The organism is Miniphocaeibacter sp., from assembly GCF_049276255.1.
Classification (GTDB): domain Bacteria; phylum Bacillota; class Clostridia; order Tissierellales; family Peptoniphilaceae; genus Miniphocaeibacter.
Genome location: NZ_JBASWB010000062.1, coordinates 72,862 through 90,577, shown reverse-complemented (window position 1 = coordinate 90,577; position 17,716 = coordinate 72,862). Strand labels below are relative to the sequence as shown.

The window sequence follows — 17,716 nt, the reverse complement described above, 5'->3', positions numbered from 1 at the left end:
GAGAGGTAAATATGATAGATTTTAAAATTAAGGTTGCAGATAAATTAGAAGAATTGAAACTGGATATTTCAAGAGATGAAATAATTTCTCTTATAGAAATACCGCCGGAATCAAGTATGGGTGACTATGCTTTTCCTATGTTTAAATTTGCAAAGATTTTTAAAAAAGCACCAAATTTAATTGCAGAGGAATTAGTTGGTAAACTTACTAAGGGGGAATTCTTTTCAGATATTGTCAATACAGGTCCCTATATTAATTTCTTTGTTAATAATGAATTATTAACAAGGGAAGTTTTAGAAGGGGTTTTAAATAATAAAAAATTTGGTTCAAAAAATATAGGTTTAGGTAAAACAGCCGTAGTTGAATTTTCTTCAACAAATATAGCCAAACCCTTTCATATTGGACATTTAAGATCCACTGTAATTGGTAATTCCATTAACAATATATTAAAATATCAAGATTATAACACAGTTGCAATAAACTATATTGGGGATTATGGTACACAATTTGGAATGATGATTTCAGCATATAAAAAATGGGGAAGTAAAGAAGAAATAGATAAAGATCCTATTAATGGTCTGCTTAATTTATATGTTAGATATAATAAAGAGGCTAAAGAAGATGAATCCTTAATGGATGAAGCAAGAGATTGGTTTGATAAACTGGAAAAGAAAGATGAAGAAGCCGTTGAATTATGGCAATGGTTTAAGGATATAAGTCTAAAGGAATTTAATAGGGTTTACGAATTATTAGGAGTTAAATTTGACAACTATCATGGAGAGGCCTATCATTCTCAATTTATGGAAGAAGTAATTAAGGAACTTGAAGAAAAAAGTCTATTAAAAGAATCAGAAGGTGCAATGATAGTAGATTTAGAAAAGTATGATTTACCACCAGTGCTTATTAAAAAAAGCAATGGCTCAAGTACTTATATTACAAGGGATATAGCTACAGCTATATACAGAAAAAAAACCTACGATTTTTATAAAAACAACTATGTTGTAGCATCACAACAAAGATTACATTTCCAACAGCTTGTGGCAGTTTTAAAAGAAATGGGATATGAGTGGGCAGACGATTGTGTTCATATTTCCTTTGGAATGGTATCTATGCAGGATGGTGCAATGAAAACCAGAGAAGGAAAAGTTATATTTCTAGAAGAAGTATTAAATCAAGCCATAAGTAAAACCAATGAAATAATTGAAAATAGAAATCCAGACTTAGAGAATAAAGAAAAAGTTGCAAGGGAAATTGGTGTTGGAGCAATAATCTTCCAAGATTTATTTAATAATCGTATAAAAGATTATGTGTTTGACTGGGACCAAGTATTAAATTTTGATGGTGAAACAGGTCCATATGTTCAATATGCAAATGCTAGAGCATCATCAATTTTAAATAAAGTCAACTTCCAAGTTGAAGAAAATGTTGATTATACCTTATTAAAAGAAGATGAAGAAATAGCTATAATTAAAATTTTAGATAATTTTAGTAATGTTTTAGAAAACGCTGCTAATAAGTTAGAACCATCATTTGTTACAAGATATTCTGTTGAATTAGCAAAGGCCTTTAATAGATTTTATAATTCATGTCCAATAAATTCAGCAGAAGATAATCTGAAAAGTGCTAGATTGCTTTTAACTTACGCAACAAAGGTAGTTTTAACAACAAGTTTAAATTTATTGGGAATTGCAGCTCCTGAAAAAATGTAAGACTAGTTTAACTAGTCTTTTTTAGATAGGTGAAAAATGAAAATACTATTAACATCATTAAATACAAAATATATTCATAGTAATATAGCAATACAGTATTTAAAATCAACTGTAAAGGATTATTATGAAGTAGATACAAAGGACTTTACAATTAATCAAAATATTGATGATATTATCTATGAAATTATGAAAAATGATTATGACATTATTGGCTTTTCTACATATATTTGGAATGTTGAAGAAACCTTAAAAATATGTAGAAAAATAAAAAAAATAAAAGAAGACATTATAATCATTTTAGGGGGACCGGAAGTTTCCTATAATGGAGAAGAATTATTAAAAGAAAATACTAGTTTAAATTATATTATTTCAGGTGAAGGTGAATTTGTTTTTTTAAAACTACTAAATTATATAAAAGGAAAAGAAAACACTTTACCAAATGGAATTGTAGAAAGAAATAATAACAATATACAAGGTAATACAAATTATCAAGTAATAGATGATTTATCAATTTCTGAATTTGAATATACCGATGACTATATTAAGGATAAAAAAATAATATATTATGAAACTTCAAGAGGATGTCCTTATAATTGTGAATTTTGTCTTTCCTCATCGACTAAAAAAGTTAGATATTTTGATTTAGAAAGATGTAAAAAAGATATAAAAAGATTTATTGATTTAGAAGTACCTCTAGTTAAATTTATAGATAGAACATTTAATTATGATAAAAATCGTGCATTAGAGTTAATGAAATTTATTAAAGAAAATGATAAGGGAATAACAACATTTCATTTAGAAATACATCCGACCTTAATAGATGGGGATTATTTAGACTTATTTAAGAATTTGAGAAAAGATCTCTTCCAATTTGAAATTGGAGTCCAGTCGACAAATGTAAAAACTTGTAAAGCTATAAAAAGAGTAGGAGAATTTGAGCAAATAAAAAAGGTCTGTAAAGAAATAATAAGTTATAATAACATTCACTTACATTTAGATTTAATTACAGGACTTCCTTTTGAAGACTATGAGAGTTTAAAAAAATCCTTTAATGATATTTTGTCAATTAGACCAGATAAACTTCAATTAGGTTTTTTAAAAGTTTTAAAAGGGTCGCCATTATGGTATAAAAGTAAAGAATATGAAATAGTTTATGATGATGACCCACCATTTGAAGTTATATATACTAAATGGATTAGTTATAAAGAAATTCAAAAGATTAAACTTATAGAAACCTTAGTAGATAAATATTATAATGAAAAATATTTTATTAATACTTTTGAATTTTTAGTTAAAAATTTCTATAAAACTGATTTTGACTTTTTTAATGATTTTTCAAACTATTGGAAAATTAATGATTATTACTTTAAAAATCACTCAAGGAATAATCTATATGTAATTTTTAAAAAATTTATTGAATATAAGGATTTTAAATTTAAGAATATTCTTAAAGAATTATTAATACATGATTATATAATTACAAATAAAAAAATTCCTTATTTTTTAGATGCGGTAATAATAGAAAATAATTTAAAACATGAATTACTAAAAGATAGAGAAATTTTAAATATTATTGGAGAATATGCTTTAGATATAACTACTAAAAAACTAGTTAAGAATATTTTTATCTTGAAATTTAATTATGATATAATTGATGTTATGGAAAATAACAATTATTATGAAAAAAAATGTATAGTCCTATATGACAATACAAATAATGCATTTTATAATATAACAAATTATTATAAGGAGATAATATGAATTATCTAAAAGATTTTTTTTATGTACAAAAAACTGCCATAACAAATACCTTTAAAGGAATAAGATATTTTTTCATAGTAGCATTTGCAATATTAGCAGGCTCACTGGCAGTTAACATTATTAGTAATGTTTTATACTCAATTTTTGGCGTAGGAGTTCTATCGATAATAATAGGAGTCCTAATATATGTATTGGAAATTTTTGCAATATCCTTTGTAATGAATATTTTATACAGGGCTGTAAAGGAAAATGGAAAAGGTAGAGGGTTTATTCAAGATAATAGTAGCCAATTTATGTATAAAATAATTCAAATAGCTTTTATATTTTATTTAGTAAGACTAATTTTACAAATAGGTGGTTTATATAAAATATACTATTTAATATTACCAATAATATTAATAATTTTTAATGCCTTACCAGAATCTATATATTTGGAAAATTATGATTCCCAAGGTACCTTAATCCATTCTTTAGAATTTTTAAAGAATAATATTATAAACTGGGGAATACCAAATTTATTAATTTATGGAGTTTTATGGCTTTTTAAAATACCTTATATACTGCCTTTTAATATTTCATTTAATAGAAATATTTTAGATATAGTAATTTCATTGGCGATATTATTATTATATAGTATATTTTTGATATATAGAGGCAATTTATTTGAAGTATTAAATGGTTCATCTATGAGAAAAAGAGAATATATGAGGAAATTTGATTAATGGAAAATATTAGGGATTATTATAAATCAAAATCTGAAGAAATCTTATATTTAGAATTAAGAGAGAAGTTAGTAAATATTGATTTTCCGCTACCTATCTTAAAAAAAGATTTTGTAGAAGAGATAAAATCGGGAACTTTTAACGAGGAAATAGAGTTTAAATATTTTTTTAGAGGAATAATATTTAATTTAGCAATTGACCCAGATTTTAAATATGCAAAAAAATATTTTGATTTTTTAGTTAAAAATATTACAAATTTAAAAGGAGCGGTTTTAAATTTGTCAATTAATGAATTAAAAAATGATTTAGAAGCATCTAATGTTTTTTTAAAATTTAATTATGATAATTTTAAAGATGCAAGTAGTAATTATTACTATGCCTTATCACTTTTAGAATTATATGAGACTAAAAACAACTATATATTTTTAGAAGAAGCTGAAAGAGTTTTAAATCAAAATATATCTATTGATGAAAATTATCCACTAACATATTTTTTACTTGGAAATATTGAATTAAATAGAAACAATTTAATAAAGGCTAACTATTATTTTTTAGAATCTAAGGAAAAATTGAGTAATTTAAATATAAGTAATATAGAGGAAATTGAAAAGGAAATAAACAAAAAAATAGACTCTTTACAGGTTGAAGTAATACTATTAGAAAGTAAATATCTACTTGAAAATGGTAAATTTTATGAAGTAGTAGAAAGTTTGGAAAATGTAGATATATACGATTATAGAAAATATTATTATTTAGCTAATGCGTATTTTGCATTAATGGAGAATAACAAGGCTTTTAAAAATTATTCTTTAGCAGATGATTTTAATAATAAAGCTGTAGAATTTTATATAGATTATGGTTATTTTTTATCACAAGTAGGATATGTAGATTTAGCTTTAGAAATAATAGAAAAAGGTTTAAAAAAATATGAGGATAATGAAAAATTATTATTTAATAGAGCTGTTATATATTTAAATATAGGTGAAAATAAAAAAGCGAAAGAAGATTTAGAAAATATTATACAATATTACGATATTTCGGAAGATATTTTTAACAATGCAATGATTTTATTAGAACAAATCCAGGATTAATAATTATTTTATTAATCCTGGATTTAATTTATCTAGAATTTCCAATGCAATTAAAATATTTTGCCTAGAATTCGAATTTTCTAAATCTATATCAACAAGTTCATTAACCTTATTAATTCTATAGACAATGGAATTTCTATGTACATCCATCTGCTTAGAAGCTTTTATTAAAGACCTTTCTTCAATTAGGTAGTAATAGAGAGTCTTTAATAATTCTGAATTTTTGCCCTCATCATAATTTTTTAAAATTATTAATTCTTCTGGTATGGCAATTTCAATAAAATTATTTGAAATTGACATGGAGAATATTAATTTGTCTAAATTTAAATCTATATTTTCTTTAATATTTAAATTATTATCAACTATATATTTAGTTAATTCATAGGCCTTATAAAAATTTAACAAATTTTTCCTTAAGTATATTGAAGAATAATTAAAATTGTATTTATCAATATAATTTTCTATGTCCGAAATTACTTTATTATTATTTAAATTTGACTCATTTAAAAGTATTAGTAAGTTATTATTTATAATTATAGAATATAGGTACATAGGATAATCTAATATAAACCTATTTCCATGTATAAACATATCTCTGTATTTAAATAGACCACCTTCTAATTTTAGATTATATAGTCTATACTGGTCATTTATATTCCAGTTTAGAGTTTTTAATATATCCATATCTTCATCTGTAAAGTTATTAACAGATAAATTTTTAATAGTATCATAGAACTTATCCTTAGTATTAATGAATTTGCTAATACTATTATAAATATATGTATCAATAATACCTATTAATTTATATATATTATCATTAAACTTTTCATCTATTTTTTCAAAAGCTAGGTAACCATAAACTCTAGAAGATGCTTTTTTTGATATTTTAAGGGGGAATATATCGTTAACTTTGTTAAAATCAAAGATATTGTAAACTAGTTTTTTATTATTTCCTAAAATACATACATTTGAATTATATTCGTTTTTTAAAATTTTTAATAAATTATCAATTCCCTTATTATTTGTAATAATATCATAGACTAAAAAAATAAAATTATTGTATTTATGTAAGGACTCATTTACAATATCTACAATTTCATTACTATTTTTTAAATTACTAATAATGTAATTAATACTTGAATCTAAGGAAATATCTTTATTATAATTAAAAATTAAATAATTACCCTTCTTAATTTTCACCTTATTTAATAAATTTCCATCAATAATATTTAGTGTATTTTTGTCATCTATAAAGTTATTAGTTCTAATATGAATTATTTCATTATTAATAGGTACATTATTTTTTTGTATTTTAAGTGTAGTTAAATTTAATAATTCTTTGAAAAACATAACATAGAGCTCCTTATTTTATTATACTATTAGTATAGCATATAACTTTATAGGCAATAACAAATCTAGCAAATTATACTTTTTTATATTATAATATGTTTTATGTTTAATATAAAAATTAGGAGAAATTATGAAGTCAACAGCTTTTTTATTAATGATAATTACAGTAATATCTAAATTTTTAGGTTTACTAAGAGAATCCTTATTGGCTAAGTACTTTGCAACAGGTATAGTTGCCGATGCTTTTAATATAGCTATGGACTTACCAATATTAATATTTAGTTTTGTAGCTGTAGGTATTTCTACAGGTTTTATTCCTACTTATAAGAGAATAGAAAAAGACGAAGGTGTTTTATTAGCTAATAAATTTACCAGTAATATGGGAAATGTTAGTATAATAATCGGTATAGTAATTGTTATATTTTGTGAGATTTTTGCTGGCCCCTTAACTAAGTTATTAGCCTATAATTTTCCGGAAAAATCCCATGCATTAGCAACTAGTTTTTTAAGAATAACCTATTTAAGTTTAGTTGCTACGTCAGTTGCTACAGTCTATAGAGGCTATTTATATGCTAGAGAAAACTACTTAGTACCAGCTATACAGGGCTTTATTTTAAATTTTTTTATAATAGTTTCAATTATATTAGGTTCAAAAATAAACATATATATACTTCCTATAGGTCTAACCTTAGGAACAATGGTACAATTTATTCCTTACTTTCCAGCTGTAAGAAAAACAGGATTTAAATGGACACCTAAAATCAACTGGTCTGATAAGTACCTAAAAAGTATGTTATATTTAGCAATTCCTGTAATATTTGGAGTATCTGTTAGTCAAATAGGTGTTATGATTGACAAAAACCTAGCTACATTTATTCAGTCTGTCGGTGGATATTCTACAATGAAATATGCATCTAGATTAAGTGAATTTGTAAATGGAATTGTAGTTGTATCAATAGGAACCGTTGCCTATACAGCCCTAAGTGAAAGTACAGCATCAAGAGATATTAGAAAATTCAAAAGAATGATTTTATCTTCAATGGACTCTATGAATATATTGGTTTACCCTGCTTCTATTGGTCTTATGGTATATGCAATACCAATAGTAAATTTAGCATTTAATAGAGGAGAATGGACTCAACAGAATACTATAATTACAGCTCAAACTTTACAGTGCTATGCTTTTGGATTAGTAGGAATAGCTTTTAGAGATATACTACTAAAATCTTTTTATGCTTTAAAGGATACTAAAACACCAACTATTAATTCTGTATATATGATTTTTGTTGATTTAATACTTAGTTTAATAGCAGCATATTTTATTGGTTTACCAGGACTTGCTCTAGGTACATCACTAGGAGCTTATTTTGGCTCATTTACATTGGCAATAAGACTAAAAAGAAAAGTAGGTAGATTTGGTGGAATAAGAATATTTTTAAGAGAAAATACAAAAATGATATTATCCAGTTTAATTATGGGTGGACTTTCCTATTTACTATATAAATTTATATTAAATTATTTAGGAAGTACTATTTCTTTACTAATTGCAGTGATTTTTGCAGTTATAGTATACGGTTTGTGCTTATACTTATTAAATGTAAGGGAATTATTTAGAACCTTAAACAGTTTTAAAAATAAATTTGGGAAAATTAGAAAAAGAGGCTAAAAGCTTCTTTTTTATTGCCTGAAAAATACAAATATGGTAAAGTTATAGTTTATAGTAGATAAATAAGGGGGAAACATGAAAGCCACTACAATTATTTTAATGATTATAACAATTACATCTAAAGTCATAGGAGCTTTAAGGGATGCTGTTTTAGCAAGATTATTTGGAACCGGTGATGTGGCAGCTGCATTTAATTTAGCTATGTCAATACCTGTTGTAATATTTAGTTTTATATCCGTAGGAATTACTACAGGATTTATTCCAACTTATAAAAGATTAGAGGACAGAGAAGGATATTTAATAGCCGATAGATTTACAAGTAACTTAGGTAATATTATTTTGGTAATAAGTCTTATTTTAATGGTTATTTGTCAGATTTTCGCAAAGCAGATTACTTATTTATTTGCATTTAAATTAGAAAGTGGACCTAGGGAGTTAACTACGATATTTACACAAATTACATATTTTAGTTTACCTGCCATGGCTGTGGCTACAGTTTATAGAGGTTATTTGAACTGTAAAAATGAATTTGTAGTTCCGGCAATACAGGGGTTTATTTTAAATTTTTTCATACTAATATCATTATTTTTAGGTAAATACGTTAATGTGTACTTTTTAGCTATAGGTCTTACCTTTGCTACTATTGCTCAATTTGTTCCATACATACCGGCAATTAGAAAAAGAAAATTTAAATGGACTAAAATTTTGAATATAAGAGAGCCGGAAATAAAAAGTATGTTAATAATGGCTATACCGGTCATATTTGGAACATCTATTAGTCAATTAAATATAATTATTGATAAAAATCTTTCTTCCTTGATTTTAGGTACACAAGGCATTAATGTAATGAATTATTCTTCGAAGTTAAGTGAATTTGTAAATGGAATAGTCATTGTATCAATAACTACAGTGGCCTATCCACTATTAAGTAAAATAGCTAGTAGAGGAAATATAAAGGAGTTTAAAAAAACCATACTGGATACTTTAACCTCAATGAATATACTGGTTTTACCGGCAATGATCGGACTTGCTGTATTGTCTGAGCCAATTGTAAGATTGGTTTATGAAGGAGGAATTTTTAAACCGGAAGATACTGTATTAACTGCTCCTTGTTTATTATTTTATGCACTAGGGCTTTTGGCAATAGGCGCCAGAGATGTTTTATTTAAATCCTTCTATAGTTTGAAGGATACAAAAACCCCTACAATAAATTCTTTTTACATGGTACTGGTAAATATAGTTACAAGTATAGTATTATCGAGATTTATTGGTTTAACAGGCTTAGCTTTAGGTTCTACAATTGCTGCTTATTATGGTGCAATAACTCTATACTTAAGGCTTAGAAAGAAAATTGGAGAATTTTCAGACTTGAAAATCTTCAAGGAAGAAAATATAAAAATGATTATAGCAAGTCTATTAATGGGAGCATTTGCATATATTTCATTTAGCTTATTAAATAATATATTTGGTAGTAATGTTAGTTTGCTAATTTCTATTATGATGTCTGCTCTAGTATATTTAATTTTATTATTGCTATTTAGAGTTAAAGAGTTATACGCACTTTTAAATAGTATTAAAAATAAACTAAGCAGAAAAAAATAAATTGACTTAATAAATAAATATTATATAATGATAATTAGAAATACAGAGAAGAGAAGGGTATTTTAGAATATGTATTTTAGAGAGATAAGGCCTGGTGAAACTTATTATGCATACTAAAATTGACATCTTGGAGTAGATTATTCCGCTAGAAGCGTTAAAACAATGAGAGAGGTTTACCTAATTAGGGTGGTACCGCGAGTTAACTCGTCCCTTGTGGCGAGTTTTTTTATTTCAAATAATATTTATGTTTTAATCATATAAATTTAGGATATTAAATTAATTGGAGGAATTATGGATACAATAAAAAATTTTAAGAGAACGAATATGTGTGGAGAGGTTTTAGAAAATTGCCTAGGAAAAGAAGTTATTGTAATGGGGTGGGTAGCCAAAGAAAGAAATCTAGGCAGTATTATTTTCATGGATATTAGGGATACAACTGGAATAGTCCAAGTTGTTGTAAATGAAACTGACAACAAGGAACTTTTTGAAAAGGCAAAAGGAGTAAGAACTGAATTTGTTGTAGGAGTAAAGGGTATTGTTAGGGAAAGAGAATCTAAAAATCCTAATATTCCAACAGGTAATATTGAAATTCTAGTAAATGAATTTAGAATTTTAGACAAGGCGGAGACTACTCCTATATATATAAAAAATGATGATAATGTTTCAGAAGAAGTAAGATTAAAATATAGGTACTTAGATTTAAGAAAGGAATTTTTACAAAATAATTTGAAGTTAAGGGCTAAAACTTCTAATATAATTAGAAATTTTTTAGCAGAAAATAACTTTATTGAAATAGAAACTCCATTTTTAGGAAAACCAACTCCTGAAGGAGCAAGAGACTACCTAATCCCTTCAAGGGTTAATCCTTATGAGTTTTATGCATTGCCACAGAGTCCTCAATTAATGAAACAATTGCTTATGGTGGCAGGAATGGACAGATATTATCAAATAGTAAAATGCTTTAGAGATGAAGATTTAAGGGCGAACAGACAACCTGAGTTCACTCAAGTAGATTTAGAAATGTCCTTTGTAGAAGAAGATGACGTTATAGAAATTAATGAAAAATTAATTAAGAAAATATTTAAGGAAATTAAAAATATTGACTTAGATATTCCTTTTAGTAGAATGACCTATGCTGAAGCAATGGAAAAATATGGAAGTGATAAGCCAGATTTAAGATATGGATTTGAATTAGTAGATATATCTGAAATTGTTAAGGATTCAGATTTTAAAGTATTTTCTTCAGCAGTTAAAGAAGGTTTTTCCGTTAGAGGAATAAATATTGGTGAATACCAAAAAGAATACTCAAGAAAAAAAATAGATGCATTACAAGAATATGTAAAAACATATGGAGCTAAAGGGTTAGCTTGGATAAAAATTAATAATGGGGAAGTAAACTCACCAATAGCTAAGTTTTTAAAAGAAGAAGAAATAAACGCAATATTAAAAGCTTTTAGTGTAGAAAAAGATGGACTTATTCTAATAGTTGCAGACAAGAATTCAGTAGTATTTGATTCTTTAGGAGCTTTAAGAAGACATATCGCACAGAATTTAGGTTTGTTGAAAAATGATGATTTCAAATTTACTTGGATAGTTGATTTTCCATTATTTGAATATGATGATGAAGAAGAAAGACTTGTAGCTAAACATCATCCATTTACAAGTCCTAAAGATGAGGATATAGAACTATTGGAAAAAACTCCGGAAAAAGTAAGAGCAAAAGCATACGATATTGTAGTAAATGGAGAAGAATTAGGTGGTGGCTCTATTAGAATTAATAATAGTGAACTACAAGAAAAAATGTTTAATGCTTTAAATTTAACAAAAGAAGAAATAGAAAATAAATTTGGTTTCTTTGTTGACGCATTAAAATATGGGACTCCTCCACATGGTGGTTTAGCCTATGGATTAGATAGGCTTATGATGTTATTATGCGGTACTGAAAACATTAAAGATGTAATAGCTTTTCCAAAAACTCAGTCTGCTACAGATTTATTATCCGGTGCTCCTTCTCAGGTTACAGAAGAACAATTAAAGGAAATTCATATAAAACTGGATAAGTAAATATGGAAAATAATTTTTTACAAAGAACTGAATTATTAATAGGAGAAGAATCTCTAAAAAAATTAGCCAACTCTAAAATATTGGTTTTTGGAGTTGGTGGTGTTGGAGGTTATGTTGTTGAGGGACTAGTTAGGGCAGGAATAGGAGAAATTACAGTAGTAGATTTTGATACAATTGATATAACTAACATTAATAGACAAATCATTGCTTTACATTCTAATATAGGTGCCTATAAAGTAGATATTATTGAGCAGAGAATAAAGGATATTAATCCTAAATGTAAAGTTATTAAATTTAAAGAAAAATTAGTGCCTGATAACATTGATAAATTTTCCTTAAAAGAATATGATTATATAGTAGATGCAATTGATAGTGTTCAAAGTAAAATTGCTTTAGCAGAATATTGTTATAATAATAATATAAACTTATTTTCATCAATGGGAGCTGGCAATAAGTTAGACCCTAAGAAATTTAAAGTTTCTGATATTAGTAAAACAAGTGTCTGTCCACTAGCGAGAACTATGAGGGTTAATTTAAAAAAGAAAAATGTTAAGAAACTTAAAGTTATTTGGTCTGATGAATTACCTAAAAAAAATAACAATACAAATAATGGTTCAAATAAAACACCAACATCTAGCATTAGTTTTGTGCCATCTGTAGCAGGACTTATTATTTCAGGAGAAATAATTAATGAACTAATATCAAAGGAGGATTATGGATAAAACAGGTGTAGTAATAGATAGTAATAATAATCATATAGATGTCTTAGTAGTAAGAGAAAGTGGCTGTGGGGGGAACTGTAGCTCATGTACAGGCTGCAGTTCAGAAAACAAGCCTATGATTGTTAAAATAGAAAATGAATTAAATGCAAAAAAGGGAGATAGAGTACTGCTTTCTATAAAAAACGGTACCATTTTTAAATACTCTATAATAATGTACTTTATTCCATTGATATTCTTTGTTTTTGGAATTATTAGTGGTATAATAATATTTAGTGGAAATAACGTTTCCAGTCAAGAGATTAAAAGCTTAGGACTTGGTATAGCATTTCTGCTAATTTCACTATTTATTTTAAAAATTTTAGATAATAAATATTTTAATAAAAATAGTGAAGTGATTAAGGCAATAAAAATTATTAATTTTGAGGAGGAGTAAAATGAGTTTAAGACCTTTACCACAATTGGAGAAATTCGATAAGGAAATTTATGATGCTGTAAAAAATGAAACACAAAGACAAAGAGACCATGTGGAATTAATAGCATCAGAAAACTTTATTTCAGAAGCTGTTTTAGAAACATTAGGAACAACATTAAACAATAAGTATGCAGAAGGTTACCCTGGTAAGAGATATTATGGTGGTTGTGAGTTTGTTGATGTCGCTGAAGATCTTGCAAGAAAACGTCTATGTGAATTATTCGGAGCTGACCATGCAAATGTTCAACCTCATTCAGGAGCAAATGCTAATATGGCTGTATATTTAGCAGTTCTTAAACCAGGTGATACTGTTTTAGGAATGAATTTATCTGAAGGTGGTCATTTAACTCATGGTTCACCAGTTAATATTTCCGGTTTATACTACAACTTTGTTGACTACGGAGTTGATCCAGAAACAGAAACAATAGATTATGATCAAGTAAGAGAACGAGCTTTAGAACATAAACCAAAACTAATAGTTGCAGGTGCTAGTGCTTATTCAAGAGTGATAGATTTTGCAAAGTTCAAAGAAATTGCAGATGAAGTAGGAGCTTACTTCATGGTAGATATGGCTCATATTGCTGGATTAATTGCTGCTGATGAACATCCTAGCCCAATTCCATATGCAGATTTTGTAACGACTACAACACATAAAACTCTTAGAGGTCCTAGAGGTGGAGCTATTCTATGTAAAGCAGAACATGCTAAAAAAATAGATAAGGCAGTTTTCCCTGGTTTACAAGGTGGACCATTAGAGCATGTAATAGCTGCTAAAGCTGTATGCTTTAAAGAAGCTTTAACAGATGAATTTAAAGAATATATAAGACAAGTTAAGAAAAATGCTGTAGCATTAGGAGAAGCTTTAACAGAAGGCGGAATTAGACTAGTTTCTGGCGGTACAGATAATCATTTGTTATTATTGGATGTTAGAAATTTAGGTTTAACTGGAAAAGAAGCAGAAGCTCTATTAGAAGAAGTTAATATAACTACAAATAAAAATACTATTCCTAATGATCCTGAATCACCATTTGTTACTTCTGGAGTAAGAGTAGGTACTCCTGCAGTTACAACTAGAGGAATGAAAGAAGATGGATTTAGAGAAATAGGAAAATATATGGTACAAGCATTAAAGAAAGAAAGACCAGCAGAAGATATTAAAGCAGATGTTCTTAAATTAATGAGTAACTATAAATTATATGAATAAAATAAGTAAACTTGGGTTAGCCAGTTAGCCCAAGTTTTTTTATTGGATTAAAGGAAACCATTATGTTATTATATCTAAGAAAAGAGGTGTTATATGAAAAAACCAGTAGTAGCAATTGTAGGTAGACCAAATGTTGGAAAATCTACTTTATTTAATAGAATTGTAAGAAAAAGAGTTGCAATAACTCAGGACGACCCAGGAGTAACAAGGGATAGATTATACCAGGAAGCTGAATGGCAAAATAGATATTTTAATTTAGTAGATACTGGTGGTATAGAACTTGATTCAAAAGAGAGATTTTCAAAAGAAATAATTAATCAAGTTGAATTGGCTATTGAAACTGCAGAAATAGTTTTATTTGTTGTAGATGGAAGAGCTGGAATTACATCTGATGATAGGGAAATTGCAAACTTATTAAGAAAATCAAAAAAAGAAATAATATTAGTTGTTAATAAAATTGATAACAAAAAATTTGAAGATAATATATATGAGTTCTATGAATTAGGAATTGATAATATTAAGGCTATAAGTGCTGAAAACTCAATGGGTCTAGGAGATTTACTAGATGATATTGTAGAAAAATTCCCTATAGATTTAGATATGGAAAGTGATGAAGATATTACAAAAGTTGCAATAATAGGAAAACCAAATGTTGGTAAATCTTCTCTTATTAATCGTTTATTAGGAGAGGAGCGAATGATAGTTACGGATATTGCAGGGACAACAAGGGACTCCATTGACAGTAAATTCAAGTATAATGGTGAGGATTATATTCTAGTAGATACAGCAGGACTAAGAAGAAAAAGGGCCATAAGTGAAGAAGTTGAAAGATTTAGTGTTGTAAGGACCTTAGATGCAATAGATAAATCCGATATTTGTGTATTGATGATAGATGCAAAAGAAGGAGTCACAGAGCAGGATTCGAAAATTATAGGATATGCTCACGACCAGGGAAAAGCTATGATTATTTCAGTTAACAAATGGGATTTAATTGAAAAAGATAATAAATCACATATTAACTTTGAAAGGGAAATAAGGAATAAGCTAGGTTTTATAAATTATGTTCCTATTATATTTATGTCTGTAAAAAATAATTTAAGAGTATACAAATTATTTGAATTAATAGAACAAATAAATAACAATTACTCTATGAGAATAAGTACAGGAATTTTAAATGATATTATAAATGATGCGATTTTGTATAATCCTCCTCCGACAGACAAGGGAGAAAGATTAAAAATCTTTTATATTACTCAGGTAGCAGTTAGACCTCCTAAGTTTATTATCTATGTCAATAAGTCGAGTTTAATGCATTTTTCATATATTAGGTATATCGAAAATCAAATTAGAGAGAATTTTCATTTTACAGGGGTACCGTTAATTTTTGAATTAAGAGAACGAGGTGACTAATGGGAATATTTTTTCTTGCAATAATATCTTATTTTATAGGGAATATTTCTGGAGGATTAATACTTAGTAAAGTGCTTTTTAAAAAGGATATTAGGGAGTTTGGTAGTGGTAACACCGGAACGACTAATGCTTTAAGAGTATTTGGTAAGAAAATAGGAATATTGACATTTATAATCGATTTTCTAAAAGGAATTATTGTTGCCTATATTGGTGGAAAAATTTATGGTGATATTGGAATGTTTACAGCTGGCTTAGCAGTTGTATTAGGACATGATTGGCCAATTGTATATGGCTTTAAGGGTGGTAAGGGAATTGCCACTTCTTTTGGTGTATTAATGGCTATATCACCATTACATATACTGGCTGTATTTGGGGTTTTTTTAATTATAGTAGCAGTTTCTAGATATGTTTCATTAGGATCTGTTTCAGTGGCAGTATTGTGTATTTTAGTTGGCATATATTTTATTGTAAAGAAAGATTTCTTTTATGGTGGATTATTATATATAATTTTAGCTGTAATTACTATTTTTAAGCATAGAGGAAATATTTATAGGCTTTTAACAGGAAATGAGTCTAGAATCAAATAAAATTTGTTAAATTTATGTTATAATCAATTTTGATTACGATTATTATAATAATTATATATATTTAGGAGGAAAAATGAAGGTTTTAGTTGTAAATTGTGGTAGTTCATCATTAAAATATCAATTATTTAACATGGATGATGAAACTGTTATGGGAAAGGGACTTGTTGAAAGAATTGGAATTGATGGATCAAAAATAACTCAAACAGTTAATGGAGACAAGTATTCAAAGGAAGAGCCTATTGAAGATCATACCAAAGCTATAAAAATGGTATTTGATTTTTTAACAGACAAAGAACATGGAGTAGTTGAATCTGTAGATGAAATAGGAGCTATAGGTCATAGGGTTTTACATGGTGGAGAAGAATTAATCGATTCTACTTTAATTGACTCTAAGGTAAAGGAAATTATAAGAGATTACATAAAATTTGGACCTTTACACAATCCTGCAAATTTAATGGGAATAGAAGCTTGCGAAAAAATAGTACCTGGAAAACCAAATGTTGCTGTTTTTGATACTGCTTTCCATCAAACAATGCCAGCATATAACTATTTATATGGTATACCATATAAGTACTATGAAAAATATAAACTTAGAAAATTTGGATTCCATGGAACAAGCCATAAATATATTACTCATAGAACTGCTGAATTATTAGGGAAAAATGTAGAGGATATTAATATTATTAGTTTACATTTAGGTAATGGATCTAGTTTAGCAGCTATAAAAAATGGTAAGTGTATAAATACAACAATGGGACTTACACCATTAGAAGGATTAATTATGGGAACTCGTTCTGGAGATTTAGACCCAACAATTATTTCTTTCTTACAAAATGAAGAAAATCTATCTCCAGATGAAATTAATGAAATTTTAAATAAAGAATCAGGAGTTTTAGGTATTTCTGGACTAAGCAGTGACTTTAGAGACTTAGAAGAAGCACATGTTAAGGGAGACGAAAGAGCAACCTTAGCTCTAGATATGTTCCATAATAGAATTAGAAGATTTTTAGGAGCATATATGATAGAATTAGGTAGAGTTGACGCTATATGTTTTGCAGGTGGTGTAGGAGAAAACGGCCCAGATACAAGATATCAAGTTACAAAAAATCTTGAAGACTATGGATTGATTTTAGATAATGAAAAAAATCTATTAAGAGAAGAAGCTTGTATATCTACAGATGAATCAAAAACTAAAATCTTTATAGTACCTACTAATGAAGAATTAATGATAGCAAGGGATACTTTAAAAATAGTTAAGTAATTATTGACAATTTACCAATAAATTTGTATAATAAATTCTGTTGTATGTATAAATTTATTCATAAAGGTTAGTTTTAGATATATGGGATTGTCAAC

14 protein-coding genes and 1 other annotated feature are annotated in these 17,716 nt (G+C 27.0%); of the genes, 13 read left to right on the top strand and 1 reads right to left on the bottom strand.

Translation table 11 applies throughout. The features are described from left to right. Positions 1-11 precede the first annotated feature (11 nt). Genes argS through WAO56_RS08115 form a run of 4 tightly spaced genes read left to right on the top strand, consistent with a single transcriptional unit; the run spans position 12 to position 5,283 of the window. Positions 12-1,709: an arginine--tRNA ligase gene (gene argS, locus WAO56_RS08130; protein ID WP_422143057.1), complete on the top strand. Its 1,698-nt coding sequence runs from the start codon at positions 12-14 to the stop codon at positions 1,707-1,709. 36 nt (positions 1,710-1,745) lie between these two features. After that, a complete protein-coding gene (locus tag WAO56_RS08125) occupies positions 1,746-3,470 on the top strand; it encodes a DUF4080 domain-containing protein (protein WP_422143056.1) in 1,725 nt (574 codons plus the stop codon). Beyond that, positions 3,467-4,192 carry a hypothetical protein gene (locus tag WAO56_RS08120; protein ID WP_422143055.1) on the top strand — a complete coding sequence of 242 codons (726 nt, stop codon included), beginning with the start codon at positions 3,467-3,469 and terminating at the stop codon, positions 4,190-4,192. Before WAO56_RS08125 ends, WAO56_RS08120 begins: the two co-directional genes overlap by 4 nt. Further along, a complete protein-coding gene (locus WAO56_RS08115; RefSeq protein ID WP_422143054.1) occupies positions 4,192-5,283 on the top strand; it encodes a tetratricopeptide repeat protein in 1,092 nt (363 codons plus the stop codon). The genes WAO56_RS08120 and WAO56_RS08115 overlap by 1 nt, the downstream gene beginning before the upstream one ends. Before the next feature lie 3 nt (positions 5,284-5,286). Here the strand turns inward: WAO56_RS08115 and WAO56_RS08110 are convergent, their stop codons facing one another. Continuing rightward, a complete protein-coding gene (locus tag WAO56_RS08110) occupies positions 5,287-6,633 on the bottom strand; it encodes a helix-turn-helix domain-containing protein (RefSeq protein WP_422143053.1) in 1,347 nt (448 codons plus the stop codon). A 130-nt stretch (positions 6,634-6,763) separates the two neighbouring features. Between WAO56_RS08110 and murJ (WAO56_RS08105) the strand changes: the two genes are divergently transcribed. The 9 genes from murJ (WAO56_RS08105) (at position 6,764) to WAO56_RS08065 (ending at position 17,621) form a co-directional block, all read left to right on the top strand. Beyond that, entirely contained in the window at positions 6,764-8,299 is a 1,536-nt protein-coding gene (gene murJ, locus WAO56_RS08105; RefSeq protein ID WP_422143052.1) for a murein biosynthesis integral membrane protein MurJ, read from the top strand. Between the two features lie 75 nt (positions 8,300-8,374). After that, positions 8,375-9,901: a murein biosynthesis integral membrane protein MurJ gene (gene murJ / locus WAO56_RS08100; RefSeq protein ID WP_422143051.1), complete on the top strand. Its 1,527-nt coding sequence runs from the start codon at positions 8,375-8,377 to the stop codon at positions 9,899-9,901. A 36-nt stretch (positions 9,902-9,937) separates the two neighbouring features. Further along, positions 9,938-10,116, top strand: a binding site (T-box leader). A 76-nt stretch (positions 10,117-10,192) separates the two neighbouring features. Beyond that, a complete protein-coding gene (gene aspS / locus WAO56_RS08095) occupies positions 10,193-11,965 on the top strand; it encodes an aspartate--tRNA ligase (RefSeq protein ID WP_422143050.1) in 1,773 nt (590 codons plus the stop codon). A gap of 2 nt (positions 11,966-11,967) precedes the next feature. After that, positions 11,968-12,687 carry a tRNA threonylcarbamoyladenosine dehydratase gene (locus WAO56_RS08090; protein WP_422143049.1) on the top strand — a complete coding sequence of 240 codons (720 nt, stop codon included), beginning with the start codon at positions 11,968-11,970 and terminating at the stop codon, positions 12,685-12,687. Beyond that, positions 12,680-13,120 (top strand): SoxR reducing system RseC family protein, encoded by a 441-nt coding sequence (locus WAO56_RS08085; protein WP_422143048.1) that lies wholly within the window; start codon positions 12,680-12,682, stop codon positions 13,118-13,120. Before WAO56_RS08090 ends, WAO56_RS08085 begins: the two co-directional genes overlap by 8 nt. A 1-nt stretch (position 13,121) precedes the next feature. Continuing rightward, positions 13,122-14,363 carry a serine hydroxymethyltransferase gene (gene glyA / locus WAO56_RS08080; RefSeq protein ID WP_422143047.1) on the top strand — a complete coding sequence of 414 codons (1,242 nt, stop codon included), beginning with the start codon at positions 13,122-13,124 and terminating at the stop codon, positions 14,361-14,363. A gap of 93 nt (positions 14,364-14,456) precedes the next feature. Further along, the gene (der, locus tag WAO56_RS08075; RefSeq protein WP_422143046.1) at positions 14,457-15,773 is read left to right on the top strand and encodes a ribosome biogenesis GTPase Der; all 1,317 of its coding nucleotides are present in this window, start codon (positions 14,457-14,459) and stop codon (positions 15,771-15,773) included. Further along, positions 15,773-16,360 carry a glycerol-3-phosphate 1-O-acyltransferase PlsY gene (plsY, locus tag WAO56_RS08070; RefSeq protein ID WP_422143045.1) on the top strand — a complete coding sequence of 196 codons (588 nt, stop codon included), beginning with the start codon at positions 15,773-15,775 and terminating at the stop codon, positions 16,358-16,360. Before der ends, plsY begins: the two co-directional genes overlap by 1 nt. A gap of 73 nt (positions 16,361-16,433) precedes the next feature. After that, positions 16,434-17,621 carry an acetate kinase gene (locus WAO56_RS08065; RefSeq protein WP_422143044.1) on the top strand — a complete coding sequence of 396 codons (1,188 nt, stop codon included), beginning with the start codon at positions 16,434-16,436 and terminating at the stop codon, positions 17,619-17,621. Positions 17,622-17,716: the final 95 nt, after the last annotated feature.